Origin of the sequence: Kurthia sp. ISK08 (genome assembly GCF_046159805.1) — a bacterium.
Lineage (GTDB): Bacteria > Bacillota > Bacilli > Bacillales_A > Planococcaceae > Kurthia > Kurthia gibsonii.
On record NZ_JBJXHL010000005.1, the window covers coordinates 178,145 to 197,561 of the forward strand.

General features: G+C 36.9%; 18 protein-coding genes and 2 riboswitches. Of the genes, 10 read left to right on the forward strand and 8 right to left on the reverse strand.

Going from position 1 to position 19,417, the window contains the following annotated elements; genetic code table 11:
* Window positions 1–30: 30 nt before the first annotated feature.
* Together ACKVQX_RS10970 and ACKVQX_RS10975 are read left to right on the forward strand one after the other, a co-directional pair.
* The gene (locus tag ACKVQX_RS10970; RefSeq protein ID WP_068456136.1) at window positions 31–684 is read left to right on the forward strand and encodes a YitT family protein; all 654 of its coding nucleotides are present in this window, start codon (window positions 31–33) and stop codon (window positions 682–684) included.
* A gap of 161 nt (window positions 685–845) precedes the next feature.
* Complete coding sequence (locus ACKVQX_RS10975; protein ID WP_336663807.1) at window positions 846–2,045, forward strand: glycine C-acetyltransferase; 1,200 nt, start codon at window positions 846–848, stop codon at window positions 2,043–2,045.
* Between the two features lie 308 nt (window positions 2,046–2,353).
* Here the strand turns inward: ACKVQX_RS10975 and ACKVQX_RS10980 are convergent, their stop codons facing one another.
* From ACKVQX_RS10980 to ACKVQX_RS10995, 4 genes are all read right to left on the reverse strand, one after another.
* On the reverse strand, window positions 2,354–3,022 hold the full coding sequence (locus ACKVQX_RS10980) for a methionine ABC transporter permease (RefSeq protein ID WP_197409922.1): 669 nt from the start codon (window positions 3,020–3,022) through the stop codon (window positions 2,354–2,356).
* Complete coding sequence (locus ACKVQX_RS10985) at window positions 3,009–4,034, reverse strand: methionine ABC transporter ATP-binding protein (RefSeq protein ID WP_285215779.1); 1,026 nt, start codon at window positions 4,032–4,034, stop codon at window positions 3,009–3,011. The genes ACKVQX_RS10980 and ACKVQX_RS10985 overlap by 14 nt, the downstream gene beginning before the upstream one ends.
* A 29-nt stretch (window positions 4,035–4,063) precedes the next feature.
* Window positions 4,064–4,885: a MetQ/NlpA family ABC transporter substrate-binding protein gene (locus ACKVQX_RS10990; protein WP_068456119.1), complete on the reverse strand. Its 822-nt coding sequence runs from the start codon at window positions 4,883–4,885 to the stop codon at window positions 4,064–4,066.
* A gap of 81 nt (window positions 4,886–4,966) precedes the next feature.
* Window positions 4,967–5,081, reverse strand: a riboswitch (SAM riboswitch).
* A gap of 88 nt (window positions 5,082–5,169) precedes the next feature.
* Window positions 5,170–6,360, reverse strand: a complete 1,191-nt coding sequence (locus tag ACKVQX_RS10995) for a pyridoxal phosphate-dependent aminotransferase (RefSeq protein WP_409136318.1) — start codon at window positions 6,358–6,360, stop codon at window positions 5,170–5,172.
* 113 nt (window positions 6,361–6,473) lie between these two features.
* Between ACKVQX_RS10995 and ACKVQX_RS11000 the strand changes: the two genes are divergently transcribed.
* Window positions 6,474–7,262, forward strand: a complete 789-nt coding sequence (locus ACKVQX_RS11000; RefSeq protein WP_285215780.1) for a carbon-nitrogen family hydrolase — start codon at window positions 6,474–6,476, stop codon at window positions 7,260–7,262.
* A gap of 59 nt (window positions 7,263–7,321) precedes the next feature.
* Entirely contained in the window at window positions 7,322–7,810 is a 489-nt protein-coding gene (locus ACKVQX_RS11005; protein WP_087680989.1) for a tetratricopeptide repeat protein, read from the forward strand.
* Between the two features lie 4 nt (window positions 7,811–7,814).
* Here ACKVQX_RS11005 and ACKVQX_RS11010 read toward each other — a convergent pair whose 3' ends face one another.
* Together ACKVQX_RS11010 and ACKVQX_RS11015 are read right to left on the reverse strand one after the other, a co-directional pair.
* Window positions 7,815–8,258, reverse strand: a complete 444-nt coding sequence (locus tag ACKVQX_RS11010; RefSeq protein WP_409136319.1) for a hypothetical protein — start codon at window positions 8,256–8,258, stop codon at window positions 7,815–7,817.
* 69 nt (window positions 8,259–8,327) lie between these two features.
* Complete coding sequence (locus ACKVQX_RS11015; RefSeq protein WP_368634277.1) at window positions 8,328–8,990, reverse strand: hypothetical protein; 663 nt, start codon at window positions 8,988–8,990, stop codon at window positions 8,328–8,330.
* Window positions 8,991–9,235: 245 nt separating this feature from the next.
* Here ACKVQX_RS11015 and ACKVQX_RS11020 point away from each other — a divergent pair, with 245 nt between their 5' ends.
* From ACKVQX_RS11020 to ACKVQX_RS11030, 3 genes are all read left to right on the forward strand, one after another.
* Window positions 9,236–10,186 carry an L-threonine 3-dehydrogenase gene (locus ACKVQX_RS11020; RefSeq protein ID WP_087680867.1) on the forward strand — a complete coding sequence of 317 codons (951 nt, stop codon included), beginning with the start codon at window positions 9,236–9,238 and terminating at the stop codon, window positions 10,184–10,186.
* 152 nt (window positions 10,187–10,338) lie between these two features.
* Window positions 10,339–12,333: a TcaA NTF2-like domain-containing protein gene (locus ACKVQX_RS11025; RefSeq protein WP_409136320.1), complete on the forward strand. Its 1,995-nt coding sequence runs from the start codon at window positions 10,339–10,341 to the stop codon at window positions 12,331–12,333.
* Window positions 12,334–12,569: 236 nt separating this feature from the next.
* On the forward strand, window positions 12,570–14,189 hold the full coding sequence (locus ACKVQX_RS11030) for a long-chain fatty acid--CoA ligase (RefSeq protein WP_285216400.1): 1,620 nt from the start codon (window positions 12,570–12,572) through the stop codon (window positions 14,187–14,189).
* A 49-nt stretch (window positions 14,190–14,238) separates the two neighbouring features.
* Here ACKVQX_RS11030 and ACKVQX_RS11035 read toward each other — a convergent pair whose 3' ends face one another.
* Window positions 14,239–14,727: a QueT transporter family protein gene (locus ACKVQX_RS11035; protein WP_409136321.1), complete on the reverse strand. Its 489-nt coding sequence runs from the start codon at window positions 14,725–14,727 to the stop codon at window positions 14,239–14,241.
* Between the two features lie 6 nt (window positions 14,728–14,733).
* A riboswitch (PreQ1 riboswitch) is annotated at window positions 14,734–14,778 on the reverse strand.
* Between the two features lie 246 nt (window positions 14,779–15,024).
* Between ACKVQX_RS11035 and ACKVQX_RS11040 the strand changes: the two genes are divergently transcribed.
* Genes ACKVQX_RS11040 through ACKVQX_RS11050 form a run of 3 tightly spaced genes read left to right on the forward strand, consistent with a single transcriptional unit; the run spans window position 15,025 to window position 17,852 of the window.
* Window positions 15,025–16,014, forward strand: a complete 990-nt coding sequence (locus tag ACKVQX_RS11040) for an ABC transporter substrate-binding protein (protein ID WP_068456086.1) — start codon at window positions 15,025–15,027, stop codon at window positions 16,012–16,014.
* A 16-nt stretch (window positions 16,015–16,030) separates the two neighbouring features.
* Window positions 16,031–17,062, forward strand: coding sequence for an ABC transporter permease (locus tag ACKVQX_RS11045; RefSeq protein ID WP_068456084.1), 1,032 nt, complete (start codon window positions 16,031–16,033; stop codon window positions 17,060–17,062).
* A complete protein-coding gene (locus tag ACKVQX_RS11050) occupies window positions 17,055–17,852 on the forward strand; it encodes an ABC transporter ATP-binding protein (RefSeq protein ID WP_409136322.1) in 798 nt (265 codons plus the stop codon). Before ACKVQX_RS11045 ends, ACKVQX_RS11050 begins: the two co-directional genes overlap by 8 nt.
* A gap of 162 nt (window positions 17,853–18,014) precedes the next feature.
* Here ACKVQX_RS11050 and ilvA read toward each other — a convergent pair whose 3' ends face one another.
* Window positions 18,015–19,277, reverse strand: a complete 1,263-nt coding sequence (gene ilvA, locus ACKVQX_RS11055) for a threonine ammonia-lyase IlvA (RefSeq protein ID WP_285215786.1) — start codon at window positions 19,275–19,277, stop codon at window positions 18,015–18,017.
* Window positions 19,278–19,417 lie beyond the last annotated feature (140 nt).

A 19,417-nucleotide genomic window follows, 5' to 3' on the forward strand; every position in this document is an offset into this window, starting at 1 on the left:
TTTGCGTTGTGCTGATAGACGGAGGCAATAATGAAAAATCATTACACATTACGCTGGATGTTTTTTATCGGTGGACTTGCGATTTTAGCTTGTGGTGTCGCGCTAACGATTAAAGGACAGAGTTATGGTGTCGGTTCATGGGATGTTTTACATGTCGGATTATATCAAAGTCTCGGCTTAACAATTGGTACATGGTCAATTCTTTTAGGTTTACTCATTATTATTCTAAGCGCAATCGTATTAAAAGAGTTACCGAAGATTGGTACGATTATGAATATGGCATTAACAGGATTATTCATCGACTTTTTCAATGCGATTATTCCAGATGTACATACAGCAGTTGGTCAACTGATCTGCTTCGTATCGGGTGTCATCATTTTAGGGATTGGAGATGCGATTTATATTACTGCGAACTTAGGCGCTGGTCCTCGCGATAGCTTAATGCTCATTGCGGTAGAACGCCTGAAATTAAGTATTACTGTCGCAAGAACAGCGATGGAATTCTTAGTGGCAGTGACAGGTTATTTAATTGGCGGTCCAATTGGTCTTGGAACAGTCATCATGGTATTTGTACTCGGTCCTGTTATTCAAATTTCTTTCAAATATACAGAGCGCTTGTATCAATATCTTACAAAAGAAAAAGTGGTAGTCGTTGTAGAAGAAGAAGTGAAGCAGAATGTGTAAATCACATTCTGTTTTTTTATTGCATACAAACAAATGTGTTTTTGAGTTGTACAGTATGTTTGGAATACTTCTAAATCCTTTTAAATCAACGGTTTGCGTTCTTTTCCAATGCACAATATGAAACGACTTATGGTACAATGACAGTAACATCAATAGAGGGGATGATTCAATTGTCTAAAGTTTTAAATGCATTTGTAGATGAGAATTTACAACAACTTCGTACACAAGGTTTATATAATGAAATCGACTCAGTAGAAGGTCCTAATGGTCCAATCATTACAATCAGAGGACAACAACTGATTAATTTATCATCAAATAACTATTTAGGTTTAGCAACGAACGATACATTAAAAGAAGTAGCCAAAAAAGCAATCGACAAATACGGTGTTGGCGCAGGGGCTGTGCGTACAATTAACGGTACACTGGATTTGCATGTGAAGTTAGAAGAGAAATTAGCTGAGTTCAAAGGGACGGAAGCTGCTATTTCATATCAATCTGGCTTTAACTGTAATATGGCGGCGATTTCAGCTGTTATGGATAAAAATGATGCGATTCTTTCAGATCAACTGAATCATGCATCAATTATCGACGGTTGTCGCTTATCGAAAGCAAAAATTATCGCTTACAACCATTCAGATATGAATGATTTACGTGAAAAAGCAAAAGCCGCAAAAGAATCAGGCTTATATAATAAAATTATGGTCATTACAGACGGCGTATTTTCAATGGATGGTGATATTGCAAAACTACCTGAAATTGTGGAAATCGCAAAAGAATTTGATTTAATTACGTATGTAGATGACGCGCATGGTTCAGGCGTTACAGGTAAAGGGAAGGGAACGGTAAAACATTTTGGACTTCAAAATGAAATCGACTTCCAAATCGGTACATTATCAAAAGCAATCGGTGTTGTCGGTGGTTATGTAGCTGGTAAACAAAATGTCATTGACTGGTTAAAAGTGCGCTCACGTCCATTCCTATTCTCAACAGCGCTACCACCAGCAGATGTAGCAGCTATTACGGAAGCAGTACAAATGATTATGGATTCAACCGAGTTACATGATCGTCTGTGGGAAAATGGAGACTACTTAAAAGCAGGATTACAAAAGTTAGGCTTCAACATCGGTCATTCTGAAACACCAATTACACCATGTATTATTGGGGATGAAACATTAACACAACAATTCTCAAAACGCTTAATTGAAGAAGGCGTCTATGCAAAATCAATCGTCTTCCCAACCGTTCCTAAAGGTACAGGTCGCGTACGTAATATGCCAACTGCCGCACATACAAAAGAAATGTTAGATGATGCACTCGCAATCTACGAAAAAGTAGGAAAAGAGCTAGACATTATTAAATAATAAATTGATTCATGAAGGCTTCGGATTTTTCGAAGCCTTTTTTGTTTGAGTGGGCGAGTGGGAGCGAGTGCCCCATTTTCGCCCTCGAATGTCCTGGTTGGACGGGTGAATGTCCCGAATCGAGCAGCGAGTGCCCCATTTTCGCCCTCGAATGTCCCGAATCGAGCAGCGAATGCCCCGAATCGAGCAACGAGTGACCCAAATCGACACCCGAATGTCCCAAACCTCATTTTCAATCTTCATCTCAAAACATACAAAAAGCCGAAATCAATTGATTTCGGCTTTGAACCCTTTGTAAAAATGAAGCGCTAATCTCTTTTTAAATGGGCTGACCATTTATTCCCGATAGTTTGTAATACTTGAACGAGTAAGATTAACAAGATAACGACAACATACATTAATGGTGTTTCATATTGTTGGAAACCGTAGCGATAAGCGATGTCGCCCAAACCGCCGCCACCAACAAGACCAGCCATAGCTGTTGCGCCAATTAAGCTCACTGTCGCAAGTGTTAAACCTAAAATAATCGACGGACGTGCTTCACGTAATAATACGTGCCAAATAATTTGTCCACGTTTCATACCCATAGCTTTATAAGCTTCAATGACACCATGATCCACTTCTAATAAAGCTGTTTCCATTAGACGTGCGATATAAGGAGCTGTATAAAGAACAAGTGGTACGATAATTCCTTCTACACCAATCGTTGTACCAACAATGAATTTTGTAAATGGAATGATGAAGAATAATAAAATGATAAATGGAATTGAACGTACAATATTAATGATAATATTTAAAACTTGATAGAAAAAACGATTTGCTAGAAGTTGTCCAGGACGTGTTAACACGACTGCTACACCGAGTGGGATACCAATTAAGATGGCAATAATAAGTGAGATACTTGTCATTTGGAAGGTTTGAATCGCACCTTCCCATAAAATATCGCCCCATTGATCAATAAATTCACGCATAGACAAGACCTCCTAACTGTTCCACTTGAATTCCTGATTGCTCAAGATATTGTAATGCCTGTTCTCGTGCTGCATCATCGCCTTCTAAATGAACGGTAATGTTACCGACAATGCCATTTTTAAGTTCGATAATATTTGCAGCTAAAATGTTTGGTGTGACTGCAAAACGTTTACTAATTTCAGCAAGTGCAGGTTGTCCTGTGCTCGCACCAACGAATGTAAGACGCGTCACATCACCTGTTACATGAAGGGAATCAATAAGTGAATCACTTAATTGACGTTGTGAAATCGTATTTAAAAATTTACGCGTTGTCGCATGTTGGGGGTTTGTGAACAATTCAATTGTCGAGCCTTGTTCTACAACTGAACCATTCTCCATCACATAAACATGGTCGCAAATTTTTTGAATAACGTTCATTTCATGTGTAATTAATAAAATCGTAATGCCAAGTTCACGATTGATTTTTAGGAGTAAATCTAAAATTGAATCCGTCGTTTCTGGGTCAAGTGCTGAAGTCGCTTCATCGCTTAATAAAATAGTCGGTTCAAGTGATAGGGCGCGTGCAATCGCGACACGTTGTTTCTGCCCGCCAGAAAGTTGAGCAGGATAGTTCGTTGCGCGGTCTTCTAAACCAACAATTTGTAGGTATTTTTGTACACGTGCATCTAATTCTTTTTTCGGTACACCCGCTAGCTTTAATGGAATCGCGATATTTTCATACACTGTGACTGTTTTTAATAAGTTAAAGTGTTGGAAAATCATACCGACTTTACTGCGTACTTTACGCAAACCAGATGCCGATAACTTCGTTAAATCTTTCCCATCGATTAGAACTTGTCCTTTTGATGGTTGTTCAAGTAGATTCACACAACGAATTAATGTACTTTTACCAGCACCACTATAGCCAATAACACCATGAATTTCTCCAGCAGGTACTGTAAGATTGACATCTCTTACAGCAGTTACGACTTTTTTATTTGAAACGAAATTTTTCTCAATATTTTTCAGCTCAATCATAGATGACTCCTCCTTTTCAATCTAACCGTTTACTTATCGAATACAGGGATTACTGCACCGTCAAATTCATCTTCAATGAATTTTTTCACTGTCTCTGAGTGATAAGCTTTAACGAATTTTTTCACATCTGCGTCATTTTTATGTGATTCTTCTACAACAATTGCGTTAATATGTGGTGAATCTGTATTTTCACGTAGTAGCGCTGTTTTTGGATCAATGCCTGCTTCTAAAACGAAGTTCGTATTAATCATTGCTGCATCTACTTCGTCTAATTGACGTGGTAATTGTGAAGCTTCTAGTTCTACAAATTTAAATTTATTTTTGTTTTCTGCAATATCTTTCGGTGTTGCCAATTTATCGCCCGTATCTTTTAGAGAAATAACTTTTTTACTTGCTAGTACTTGTAAGGCACGATCACCATTCGCCGCATCATTTGGAATTGCGATTGTTGAACCCGCTTTTAAATCTTCTAATTTCTTCACTTTTTTCGAATATAAACCCATTGGCGTTAAAATTGTTGTACCAACTGATACAAGGTTTTCATTTTTCTCTTTGTTGAAGTTCGCTAAGAAAGTTAGTGTTTGGAAACTGTTTGCATCCAAGTCGCCTTCTACAAGAGAAGTATTCGGTAATACATAATCAGAGAATGCTTTAATCTCAACATCTAAACCATCTTTTTTCGCTACTTCGGCTGCTTTTTTTGCGATTTCTTCGTGTGGTCCGCCCGTTACACCTAATACTAATTTGTTATCTTCGGCTGCTGCTTGGCTATCTTCTGTCTTCTTCCCACATGCTGCTAAAACTGATGCTGATAATACAAGTGATAATACGATTCCTGTTGCTTTTTTCATAAATAAAACGCTCCTTTTTGTATGTAGCATATAAAAAAACCTCTCTTAACAAAAAGAGAGGTGAAAGTGTTGGTTTTACCTCTCTTATCTATCAAGATTGTGTCATCTTGCTGGAATTAGCACCTTTCACAATACCGATGTATTGGAAGGTTGCCGAGCTTCATAGGGCCAGTCCCTCAGCTACTCTTGATAAGAGATTTTATATTTTTATATAACTATTTGATATATTCAATCTATAGCTAATTTTCAGTAAAGTCAAACATTATTTTCTTGAGAAAACAAAATTAATGCACTTTCGAGCGGAAAACAGTCGAAAATTCAGGTAGATGTGCAATACGTTCTACAGCTTCAACTAATCGTTCAGGCGATACGAGTAAACCAACGCGAACGTAACCCTCGCCATGTAGACCGAATCCGTTACCTGCTGCAACTGCAACAGAAGCTTTCTCTAAGAGAAGATCTGCAAAAGCTTCACTCGTATAACCTTCAGGCACTTTTAACCAAGCAAAAAAACTACCTGCAGGTGCAGTGACAGACCATCCAACCTTTGAACATGCTTGAATCAGTGCTTCACGACGAGCTTCATATACAGCCAATTGTTCTTCTACACAATCTTGTGGACCTGTTAATGCATGTGCTGCGGCAACTTGAATCGCTGGGAAAATGCTGCAATAAAGATGATCTTGTAGCAAATTAAGTCCTGCAATCACTTCTTTATTCCCGACAGCAAAGCCAACACGCCATCCTGCCATATTATACGTTTTCGATAAGGTATAAAATTCAACACCGATCTCTTTTGCACCCTCTGTTTGTAAAAAGCTAGATGGTTTTACATCATCAAAACCAAGCGCTCCATAAGCGAAGTCATGCATAACAACGAAGTCATGTTGTTTTGCAAGCTGTACCGTTTCTTCAAAAAATGCAGGTGTCGCTGTAGCACCTGTAGGATTATTCGGGTAATTCAAATACATCAATTTTGCACGTTCTAAAATATCAGGTGCAATTTCCGCATAATCAGGTAAAAACTGATTTTCAGCAAGAAGTGGCATCGTTTCAAAGTTTACATGACTAAGTGCGACACCTGATAAATAGTCGGGATAGCCAGGATCAGGAAGTAACATGGTATCGCCAGCATTTAAGAGTGTCATCGGCAGTTCTACTAGACCAGCTTTCGCACCGAATAGCACAGCGACTTCTGTTTCAGCATCGAGTGTTACATCATATTCACGTTTATAAAATGTCACAATCGCCTCTTTTAATTCATCAATTCCACGAAACGGTGAATATTTATGATTCGCGACATCGGCTGTTGCCTCTTGCATCGCCTTGACGATATGAGGAGGTGTCGGGCGGTCTGGATTTCCCTGACCTAAATTAATAATATCGTGACCTTCTGCAACTTTTTCGGCTACACGTTTTGCGAGTTTCGCGAAAAATTGTTCAGGTAATTGTTTGAGTAAATCAGAATAAGGCATTTGGTTGCCTCCTTTGGCTTTTTTGTTATGATAGAGAAAGAAATATTCTGAATAGTAGAAGTTTTATCGTGAATCATAATACTTTTCAGAAAAAAAGTCTAGGTGGTGGAGAGATGAAATTAGGTTGTATTCAGCTACAAGTTGCTTTTGGCGATGTTGAAAAAAATTTTTCTCGTGTGGAAGAATTAATTCGAGAAGCTGCAAATAAAGGGGCGGAAATTGTCATTCTACCAGAGATGTGGAATACGAGTTATGCACTTGAAAAACTTGAAGGTCTTGCGGATGTTGACGGAGAAAGAACAAAAGCCTTTTTATCACAATTAGCAAAAGAATTGCATGTTCATATTGTGGGCGGTTCAGTCGCAACGAAAAAGGGCGACAAATTCTATAATACGATGCTCGTCTACAATAATGAGGGTGAGCTAGTAGGCGAATACGATAAAGCACACTTATTCCGCTTGATGGATGAACACTTGCATCTATCTTCTGGTAACACACAAAATAATTTCAAACTGGGTGATTTAGATGCGGCAGGTGTGATTTGCTACGATATTCGTTTCCCAGAATGGTTACGTCTACACGCATTAAACGGCGCAAAAGTATTATTCGTTTCAGCGCAGTGGCCAACTGCACGAATTGATCATTGGAAAACATTATTACAAGCACGTGCAATTGAAAATCAATGTTTTGTAGTAGCAGTCAATCGCATTAGTCGCAATAAAGATAACTTTAACGGACAGTCGATGGTAATCGAACCATGGGGTGAAATTTTATGGACTGGTGGAGAAGATGAGGAATTAGCGATTGTCGACGTTGATTTTTCAAAAGTTGATGAAGTGCGCACACGTATTCCAGTCTATGATGATCGCAGACCAGAATTGTATCAAGATGTATTGAAATAAAAAATGAAGCTAGGGCTGATACGTCCTAGCTTTTTCTTTTGAAAGAGGGAGATATGAACATGAAAGAAGTAAAGCTTTTAAAGGCGATTGAATTAAGGAAGTTAGGACAGAAAGAGGAGTCAAATCAGATTTTGCAAAAACTAGCTGATGAATACCCAGCAGATGCAATCATTCAATACCAGTGTGCATGGAGTTTTGATGTTCTGGGACAAGAAATAGCAGCAGTTCCTTTTTATGAAAAAGCGATTGCACTTGGATTACCCGAGGAAGATTTACAAGGTGCTTACATCGGTCTAGGTAGTACGTATCGTACACTCGGGGAATATGAAAAATCACATCATACTTTTTTAAAAGGATTACAGTTATTTCCACGAAATCAAGCAATTCATGTATTCCATGCGATGACTTTATATAATTTAGAACGCCATGAAGAAGCAATGAATCGCTTATTAACAAGTTTAGTAGAGACAACGAATGATGAAGAAATAAAAAGTTATGAAAAAGCGATTCGATTTTATAGCCAACAATTGAATCGCATATGGTCATAACGCGCTACTTAGAGATTCGATTTTGTTTATTTTCTTGTATTTTGTTCGTTACATCGAGTAGTCTTTTCGCTAGTTTTGGCTCGATAATCTCATAAACTGTATCAGTATCTTGTGTTGGGATTGTTATGTAGCTATTTTCATAAATGAAAAGTTGAAAAGAGCCACCAACACCTGAGAATGAAATACTTGTGTAGTTTTTAGGGTCTTTGATTTTTGCTTTTTTTACAGACATTGATTCTACTAAAGAAAGTAGCGCGGAAGAATCATTTGAAGTAATTTGATAAATTTGATCTTCAGGTGAAATGAGTGTATTTGCTTTTACTTTAGAGAGTTGAATGTTATTTAGAATATCGTGTTGTAAGGATTGTTCTTTCGGTGTTTTGGCTACGACCACATAGGCAGTTAAGCTAACACATAAAAGAATTAGGATGAAAAATATTTTTTTCATATTTTGACACCTCCTATTATAAAATACCATAAAAAGGAATCTCGCTGAAATTTCAGCGAGATTCCTTTTTTATACACTCAAACAAAATGGTAAATTAAATGTTTTGCTTGGCTTTAATTTTTCAAAGAGATGATAGAGCATATAGTATTCAATACCGCGCGTTCTTTTCAGTGCATTGGAAGAGCGACGTGTAAATTCATCGAGTTGTTGTTTAGAGAATGCTTGCAATGCGAGAAGTGTATCTCTGCGCCATTTACTTTGAAGGCGATGGATATAATCACTCGCTTTCGCGTGATTCCCACGTTCGATTTCAATTTGTGCCAAAGTATAATAACGAATTTCTGCTTTTTGAATTTTCTCTGCTTCAAAAAAAGCTGCATCATAGCGTTTTTCTAACAGTAATAACAGTGATTTGAAATAAGGATATTCTTGTTCATACACAGGGTTTTGTAATAATTGTTCGAGGATTTTTTTCTGTTGAGGAGCACCATCGTGAATAGCGATATAAAAATGTGAGTAGAGAGAAGAAGTTTGTTTTTGTGATAAAAAACGATCGATTTTTTGTATATTTCGCGTACCGAAAATAGTATATATTTGCGGTAGCATTGTAAATAAAAAAAGATAAAACATCATAATCAAGACGAGAACAAATGGATGTAATCCGAAATCATTTAAAAAACTACACAGTAAGAAAGCGCCTAAAAAAATAAAAATAAGGTGTAAACGTTGCATCGCTTTTTCCTCCTTTAATGTAGTAACTATAAAATACCCCTTCATGTAGAATGCAAACTGTTCTCTTGAAAAAAACAATTTGTTGAATTTTAGAAATAGAACGCTTATAATGATTTTACTAAGAAATATTGATTTTAAAGGGTTTTGGGAACGTGTTAAATGTCCTTTCTGAAAATTCAAATGTATGCTCGGGAAAGATGTCCTTTGGAAAAACACAAATGTAAACGCAACGAGGAGGAAAAAAGATGAAGAAAATAATGATTACAGGCGCGTGCGGTCAAATCGGCTCAGAGTTAGTGGAGAAATTACGAAAAGAATACGGACGTGATAATATTTTAGCGACAGATATTCGTAAACCTGCACAATCGACAGGTCCTTTTGAAATATTAGATGTGATGGATGCGGAAAAGATGTTACAATTAGCAACTGATTTCCAAGCAGACACATTGATGCACATGGCAGCTTTATTATCAGCAACAGCTGAAAACAACCCCGTATTTGCATGGAACTTAAATATGGGTGGGCTAATGAATGCACTTGAAGTAGCACGTAAATTAGATCTTCAATTCTTTACTCCAAGTTCAATTGGTGCATTTGGTCCAACAACACAAAAAGAAAATACACCACAAGATACATTACAACGTCCAACAACGATGTATGGCGTAAATAAAGTAGCTGGGGAATTACTATGTGACTATTACTATACAAAGTTTGGTGTTGATACACGTGGTGTTCGTTTCCCAGGATTAATTTCAAATGTGACGCCTCCTGGTGGTGGTACGACCGATTACGCAGTGGATATTTACTATAAAGCAGTTACAGAAGGCAAGTACACATCATATATTGCAGAAGGAACATACATGGATATGATGTATATGCCAGATGCGCTTGATGCCATTGTTCAATTGATGGAAGCAGATGCAGACAAATTAGTACATCGTAATGCATTCAATATTACAGCGATGAGTTTTGAACCGAGCGAGATTGCGGCATCGATTAAAAAGTACATTCCTTCATTTGAAATGGACTATGATGTAGATCCTGCACGTCAAGCGATTGCAGATAGCTGGCCAGATTCACTCGATTGTTCAGCTGCAAAAGAAGAATGGGGTTTCCAAGCAAAATACGATTTAGACCGTATGACACAAGACATGCTGGAAAAACTAACGAAAAAATTGCAAAATGAAGCTTCGTAAATAGAGAAAGAGATTGCTACTCAAGCAGTCTCTTTTTATTTTATTTATTATAAAAAATTACTATTTTTCTTTATAAATATTGCTCATAAGGTTGTTTCGTTAGTACATATTGCTTAAAATAAAACTTAATGGCTAAAATTTGGAGGAGAAATATGAAAAACAAATGGAAATTTTTCATTGCAAGTGGCACATTTGCTTTATTGTTAGCTGGTTGTGGTAAAGAAAGTACAAATCAAAAAACACAAGTATCTGAAACAGCGGAACAAACATTTATGATGTACAAACAACAACATATGAATGAGGATAGTTTAGGTAGCGGAGATTTATATATACATAAAATAGGACAAAAAGAAGATGAAAAAATTGCAAGTGACGTATTAGAACAGAACTTCCACTATAACGTAGAAAAAGACTATGTTTTATACCTATCTGATGATTATGACTTATATAAGGTTGCTTCAGGAACGTCAAAAGAAAAATTAGCAAAAAATGTTGTGACATTTGAACAGCTAAATAATAGTGATATTATTTTTTACCGTGATCAAGACGAGAATCTATATAGTATCGATTTAGGTCAAAAAGAAGTAGTTACTGAAAAAATTGGGAACGGTGTGTCGCAGTATACACTAAAAGACAAACAAATTTATTATGTAAGTAAAGATCAGGACCTTCTTGTTTATAATTTAGAAACACGTGAAGAAAAAACTATAGCAGAACAAGTGAATGCTTTTAAATTTAATGGAGAAGAACTATTTTATACAAATGAAGATAACATGTTATTTTACAAAGAAAATGAAGATAAAGAGGGCGTAAAAATAACTGGTGACAGTGTCGGGCTGTATATGGTTGAAAAGGATGCAAATGATATTTATTTTGTTTCAAATGAAAATGAAGATAATAGTCTTAAAGTAAGCGATATGAAGGATCAAAATCGTACATCAAAAATTGCAGATGATGTAATTGATTATCAAGTGGTAGACCACGAGACAATTTATTTAACAGGTGATGGTGATTTATTCACAACAGCTAAGGATCGTGACACATCGAAAAAGTTAGCAACAGATATTTCGAATTTCTCTGTACACAATGGTGAAGTATATATGCAAGATGAAGACGAAACATTGTATGTACTAAAAGATGAAAAACAGCAAAAAATTGCTTCAAATGTAGAAGAATCGTATATTTCAAAAACAGGTGAAGTTGCTTATTTAACTAAAGACCATGATTTAATGGTAGACCATCAAAAAATTGAATCAGATGTACAGAGTATGGCGAATATGAATGGTACAGTTGCGTATGCAACGGATGAGAATAAATTATATTATATGAATTTGGGTAATGTTGACGATGTGAAATTAGTCTCAGATGAACTTAATCATTATTCAACAGTTAGTTATTTGAATAAAGAAATCTATCGTAATACACTTTCTTTTAAAGATATCGCAGGCTATTGGAAGGCAACAGATAGTAAAGAACCAAATTATGTTGTCATTAAAGAAAATGGTGATTTTTCAACGATGTATAGCGAAAAGCCAATTCGTTTGAAAATCGAAAAAGATAGTGCTTCATTTATGAACTTTGTAGCAGTTGGTAAGACAAGTGGTGAAGATTTAGCGGCAGATTTCACATTAGAAGACGATGAATTAACAATTCATTATTCATCATCAGAAGATGGACAAAAATTTGAACGTGTAGCAGAAGCATCTGCTAAAGCAGCTATGAAAAAATATCAACAAGAACAAACAGCGCAAGAAAAACGTGAGCAAGAACACGAATTAGCAATTGAAGAAGAAGAGATTACAAATGAGATGGATCAAACGGTTAGAAGTTATCTATCAGAATTTAGTTATGCAATGAATTCTGGTGATACAAGTAGTTTATCAAGCTATATTTCACCAAGTTCTAGTTTTTATAAAAGCCAAAAACAATATATTGAAAATAGCTTCGATAAAGGTAATGGTGTAAATGAAAATAATACAACAATTGTGAATCATGAGAAAATAAATGACAGTAAGTATCATGTAAGTGTTGATGAAGATTACACAATTTATAAAGAAGATGGTTCTTCGAAAGATGCTGTATATACAAATGTTTATACGGTAGAACGATTTGATAATGGTTGGTATATTACAGGATTAAATGAATAAAAATAAAAACGAGGGTGGAGTGAAATCCATACCTCGTTTTTAAAGTTGTTAAAACTGAATTACCATTCATAAAAATACAATTCAATTCTTTAAAAGGTTAAAATATAATATTTTCTATAATAATCAATTATTTTCTCTTAAAAAGCTATTTTTTGTTAGATTTTTCTTTCCCTTTTTTGTACAATGACATGTAGTAATACAAAAAATGGAATTCGACGAAGGGGAGAATGATTCGTATGATGGATACACCTTTAGTATTGACGAGTTTTTTCAAAAGGGCAGAAACGTATTTTAAGCACAAACCGATTATTTCGCGCACATCGGATACAATGATACACCGATTAACGTACGCTGATTTTGCAGTTCGTACAAAAAAGTTAGCTGCTGTACTCGAAGATTTTGGTTTACAGAGAGGAATGAAAATCGGTTCATTCGCTTGGAATCATCATCGTCATTTAGAAGCATATTTTGCAGTTCCTTGTTCAGGTGCAGTGCTTCATATGGTGAATATTCGTTTAGCGCCAGAGCATCTCATCTATATTATCAATCATGCAAAAGACGAGATTCTATTGGTGGATGACGATTTATTACCGATTATTGAAGAAATCTATACAGAGTTGAAAACAGTTCGTGCTGTCATCGTCATGGGGGATGATGTTGATGTGTCACAGTCTACGATTCCAAATATTTTTGTGTATGAAGATTTATTAAAAGAAGCGCGTATAGACTTTGAATTTCCAGAAGATTTAGACGAAAAGATGCCAGCAGGTATGTGCTATACGAGTGCGACAACGGGATTCCCAAAAGGTGTCGTGTATACGCATCGTAGTCTTGTTTTACATGCGCTATCGCTTGGTCTTGTGGAAACATTTGGATTACAAGAGAGAGATGTCGTTATGCCTGTTGTTCCAATGTTCCACGTAAATGCATGGGGCTTACCGTTCGCAGGTGTGAACTTTGGTGCGACACAGGTGTTACCGGGACCACATTTTACACCGAAGATTTTGCTTGATTTAATCGAATCAGAGCGCGTTACATTATCGGCAGGTGTTCCGACTATTTGGCTTGGCATGATGCAAGAGTTAGAAAAATCAGAAGTGCCAAGAGATATTGCGTCGCTAACACGTCTTGTAAGCGGTGGTTCATCATCGCCAAAAGGATTGATTAAGGCGTTTGAACAAAAGTATGGTGTGAATTTCTTAGTCGGTTATGGTATGACCGAGACGAGTCCGATTGTATCCGTTTCGAATTATAGTTCTGAAATGGACGACTGGGATTACGAAGATAAATTAGAAGCGCGTAGTACACAGGGCATGACGGTCTCTCTAATCGAAACGCGTATTATTAATGAAAATGGTGAAGTTCCGTGGGACGGTAAAACAATGGGTGAACTTATGATACGTGGTCCATGGGTGGCAGATGAATATTACGAAGATGAGCGTACAGCAGATGCCTTTCGAGATGGCTGGTTGTACACAGGTGATATCGCAGTTCGTACACCACAAGGCTATATTAAAATTACGGATCGTACAAAAGATTTAATTAAGAGTGGTGGAGAATGGATTTCTTCTGTTGATTTAGAGAATGCGCTCATGACACATGATGCCGTATTTGAAGCAGCAGTGATAGCAGTCCCTCATCCGAAATGGCAAGAACGACCACTTGCTTGTGTTGTAACGCATGAAAAACCAGCAGATGAAGCAGTTTTAAAAGCCCAGTTGTTGGCTTATTTAGAACAAGATTTTGCGAAATGGTGGCTTCCAGATGATGTTTTATTCTTAGATGAAATTCCAAAAACATCGGTAGGTAAATTCCTAAAAGCAAAATTACGTGACGAAATTAACGAATATATTTAAGCATGAAAAAATACCACGCTGTCTTATAGACACTGTGGTATTTTTTCATTTACGCATCCATTAACTTTTTAAAATAAACGCGTTTGTTTATAAGTAACATGATTGGAATCGCGATCAGCATAACGATAGCTTCACCAATTGCGACTGTTAACCAAGTATAGCCGAATGGTAAATCGAAAATGATGTTTAATTCCCATGCGATGAGCCACATCATGAATGAGAAGACAACCGTATTAAAAATCATACGTGCCACAATTGATTTGATGAATTTTGCGGATAGGATTGTAATACCTAATGATAAAGCAGTCTGCCCTACGCCGAATAATAAATCAATCGGTCCATTCGGTGAAAAGAGGTTAGTAATAAACACACCAATCACGATGGCATAAAAATATTTTTTATTAAACACAATTAATTGATTTAAAATCTCACTAAAGCGTAATTGAATCGCTCCAAATGAGAGTGGTGCAAGAAGAAGTGATACCGCAATGTAGACAGCTGCGATAATACCACTTGTCGCAAAAAATTTCGTTTTCATATTCATTTCTCCTTAGTTTTTTTTCGTGGGATGGTTACGAACCACGTTGAACATACTTCATCATAAACACATCAAAAAACAATGTAAAGAATTATTTCATAGGCAAATAATTCAGAAAAATTAATTTTGGACAAATTCTTTAAAACATTGATGCACCAACGCTTTAACGCATTAAACCTCAACGATTTAGTGTATAAAATTTTCGAAACATTCATAATCTTATTGACTATTCAATTTTACGACTGTAATATAACAATAATTAAGGTAGAAAGCTACATATATTAGGAGGGTTTATAGATGAAGAAAAAGAGTATGTTGTTGTTACTCGTAACAGCAGCCATCATGCTAGTCTTAGCTGCTTGCGGTAAAAAGGACGAAACGCAAGACGAAAAGGCAAATGCAGATGAGAAAACGTATAAAGTTGGTATTTTACAATATGTAGAACATCCATCTTTGAATGAAGCAACAAAGGGTTTCAAAGCGGCACTGAAAGAATCAGGGTTAAAGGTAGAATATGACGAACAAAATGCACAAGGTGATCCAGCGAACAATACAACAGCTGCGAATAATTTAGTTGGTGCAGGAAATGACCTAATTTTCGCTAATGCGACACCTTCAGCACAAGCAGTTCAAACAGCAACAGCTGATATTCCTGTGCTATTTACATCTGTAACAGATGCAGTGGGTGCAGAATTGATTCAATCAATGGAAAAACCAGGAGCGAACGTAACAGGAACAGTAGATACACATCCTGAAGCGATTCCGAACACAGTGAAGTTCATTGCAAATGAATTAAAAGCAAAAAAATTAGGTATGGTGTATAACGCAGGTGAGCAAAACTCACGCGCACAAGTTGATATCGTGAAAAAAGAAGCGAAAAAATATGGTGTAGAAGTAGTAGAAGCTTCTGCGAATACATCAGCAGACGTAAAACAAGCAACAGAATCATTAGTAAGTAAAGTAGATGCTTATTACATCATTACAGATAACACAGTGGTTTCAGCACTTGATTCTGTATTAGATGTAGCAACAGATAAAAAGATTCCAGTTATGGTTGGGGAACTTGATTCAGTGAAACGTGGCGGTTTTGGCGCATACGGTTTCAGCTATTATGATATCGGTTATGAAGCAGGTCAAATGGCTGTTCAAATCTTAAAAGATGGTAAGAAGCCAGCTGATATTCCAGCAGCATACCCAGCTAACTTAAAATTCGAAGTAAATAAAGAAACTGCTGATAAATTAGGCATTAAAATCAACAAAGAGTGGAACGCAGAAGAAGTAAAATAAGAGGAGATGATTCTACATGTTTGTAGCGGTATTTGGCTCTGTAGAGCAGGGAATCATCTATGCAATTATGGCGCTCGGAGTGTATCTTACATTCCGAGTTTTAGATTTTCCTGACTTAACAGTAGACGGTAGCTTTGTAACAGGGGGCGCGACAGCTGCGACGATGATTACACTTGGATATGATCCAATCATCGCAACACTGTGTGCAATTTTAGCAGGTTTTATTGCAGGAAGTATTACAGGTATTTTGCATACAAAAGCAAAAATCAATGCACTATTAGCAGGGATTTTAATGATGATTGCATTGTATTCGATTAACTTGCGTATTATGGGTTCGACACTTGAAAATGGAATTGGGCGACCAAATATTCCATTATCAAATGCGACAACACTTTTCACAGAGATTAGTGCATTTTGGAAGAGCTTAGGTATTGATGATGCCATTAATAATATGTTGCGTGGAATTGGATTTGAACAAACACCGAATACATGGGGGACAGTATTCTTCATGGTGATTGTGACCTTTGCGATTAAATTTGCGGCAGATTGGTTCTTGAAAACTGAAAGTGGTCTCGCATTACGTGCTACAGGTGATAATAAGAAGATGATTCGTAGTTTTTCAGCGAATACAGATACATTGATTATTTTAGGTTTAGGGCTATCAAATGCTTTAGTTGCGCTATCAGGTGCATTAATTGCACAGTATAGTCGTTTTGCAGACGTACAAGCAGGTGTTGGGATGATTGTGAGTGGTCTCGCTTCTGTTATTATCGGTGAAGCGATTTTTGGTACAAAGAGTGTTATGCGTACAACATTAGCTGTTGTATGTGGTGCAGTCATTTACCGTATTGTGATTGCACTTGCCATGCAAATCAAAATCTTCGATACAGGAGATTTAAAATTATTAACAGCTGTCATTGTAATTATCGCACTTGTATTACCGCGCGTAATTGATAAGCGTAAAGAACAGAAACGAAAAGCAAAACGAAAAGCCGAGAAGTTGGCGATGCTAGCGCAGGCGAAAAAGGAAGGTGAGACCATTGCTTAAATTAGAGCACATTAATAAGATTTTTAATGAAGGTACACCAGATGAAAAAGTAGCACTACAAGATATTCAATTAAGTTTAGAACCAGGTGATTTCGTAACGATTATTGGGAGTAATGGGGCAGGTAAGTCGACAATGATGAACATGATTTCAGGGACATTAACACCCGATTTAGGTTCGATTCATATTAATCATCAAGATGTGACGCGTTTACCAGAATATAAGCGCTCACGCTATATTGGGCGTGTCTTCCAAGATCCAATGGCGGGTACTGCACCGAATATGACGATTGAAGAAAACTTGGCGATTGCCTATTCACGTAATAAATCGCGTGGTTTACGCATTGGCGTAAATCGTAAAAGAAAACAACTGTTTAAAGAAGCACTTGCTTCACTTGGACTTAATTTAGAAAATCGTCTATCTGCAAAAGTAGGTTTATTATCAGGTGGGGAGCGACAGGCACTATCATTATTAATGGCGACCTTTACAAAACCAGATATTCTCTTGTTAGATGAACATACAGCGGCACTTGATCCATCACGTGCGGCACTTATTACGAACTTAACAAAAGAACTAGTTCATAAAGATAACTTAACGACATTGATGATTACACATGATATGCAGCAAGCCATTGATTTAGGGAATCGACTTATTATGATGGATAAGGGACAAATTATTTTAGAAGTGAGTCCAGAAGATAAAGTGAATTTAACGATTCCAGATTTAATGGAACAATTCCAAAAGATTCGCGGCGAAAAGATGGTATCAGACCGCGTACTGTTGGCGACTTAAATCCATATATAAAAGGAGGATGGGACAGAACATCTCATTTTCCTTTTTTAGAGTTCACAACGAAAAACTGGAACCGCACAATAGCGCGATTCCAGTTTTTCTTATGCTCATGTAGGATAGTGTTTTTACACGTATGTCCCATCCTCCTCTTTTTGTGTTTTTTTAAACCAACAACGAGAATAATGTGCTATCGTTATTGACTTCCATATATTCAAAACCGTTCGATTGGAAGCGTTCAATGAGTGATGCGTAATCGTTCGGACGTTTTAGTTCGATGCCGACAAGTGCAGGCCCACTCTCTTTATTGTTCTTCTTCGTATATTCAAAGGTCGTGATGTCATCTTCAGGCCCTAATACTTCTGTTAGGAATTGACGTAATGCTCCTGCTCGTTGAGGGAAGCTGACGATAAAGTAGTAGAGTAATCCTTCATGAATTAACGACTTTTCTTTAATTTCTTGCATACGACTAATATCATTATTTCCGCCACTAATAATACATACAACTGATTTTCCTTTGATTTCATCTTTATAGAAATCAAGCGCAGCAACCGATAATGCGCCAGCAGGTTCAGCGACAACTGCTAATTTATTGTATAGCTCTAAAATATGTGTACATACTTTTCCTTCAGGCACTGCTACGATATCATCCATGAATTGTTGGCAGATTTGATAAGTGAACTGACCAACGCACTGAACAGCCGCACCGTCTACAAACTTATCAATTTTTGGCAAGTGAACAGGATTCGCCTCTTTAAAAGCAGCCTTCATGCTCGCAGCGCCAGCAGGTTCTACACCGATGACTTTTGTATTCGGCGATAAGTTTTTAATGTAAGTAGATACGCCAGCCATTAAGCCACCGCCACCAATACTCCCGAAAATATAATCAATTGGACGTTCAATATCATTCATAATCTCAACGGCAACGGTGCCTTGTCCAGCGATAATGTCAACATCATCGAATGGGTGAATGAAGATATGGTTCTCTGTTTCTGAAAAAGCTTGTGCGCTTTTCGCAGAGTCGTCAAATGTATCGCCAGATAAAATGACCTCGACAAATTCGCGGCCAAACATTTTCACCTGGTTAATTTTCTGTTTTGGAGTCGTTGTCGGCATGAAAATATGCCCGAAGATGCCTAATTGCGCACAGGCGTAAGCAACACCTTGTGCATGATTCCCTGCACTCGCACAGACCACACCGAATTCGCGTGCTTCTTCTTCGATGGATTTAATCTTATAGTACGCACCGCGTAATTTGAACGAGCGAACATGTTGTAAGTCTTCTCGTTTTAAATAGACGGTAGCTCCATATTTTTCGGATAGATAATCATTTTTTTGTAGTGGTGTGTGTGCGACGACATCCTTTAAAAATTGATGGGCGATCAACACATTTTCCACTGTGACGGTTTTTGCTTCTGATACAGTCATATTATTTTTCCTCCTAATGTCTAAAATATATTGTTTCATTGTAACATAAGAAAGTCTAAAATAATCAGTCAATTCAAAAGATTTAGCTTATTCCGAAAATGTAAGCGTTTTTATTTTAAACAAAGAAAAAACAAGAAATG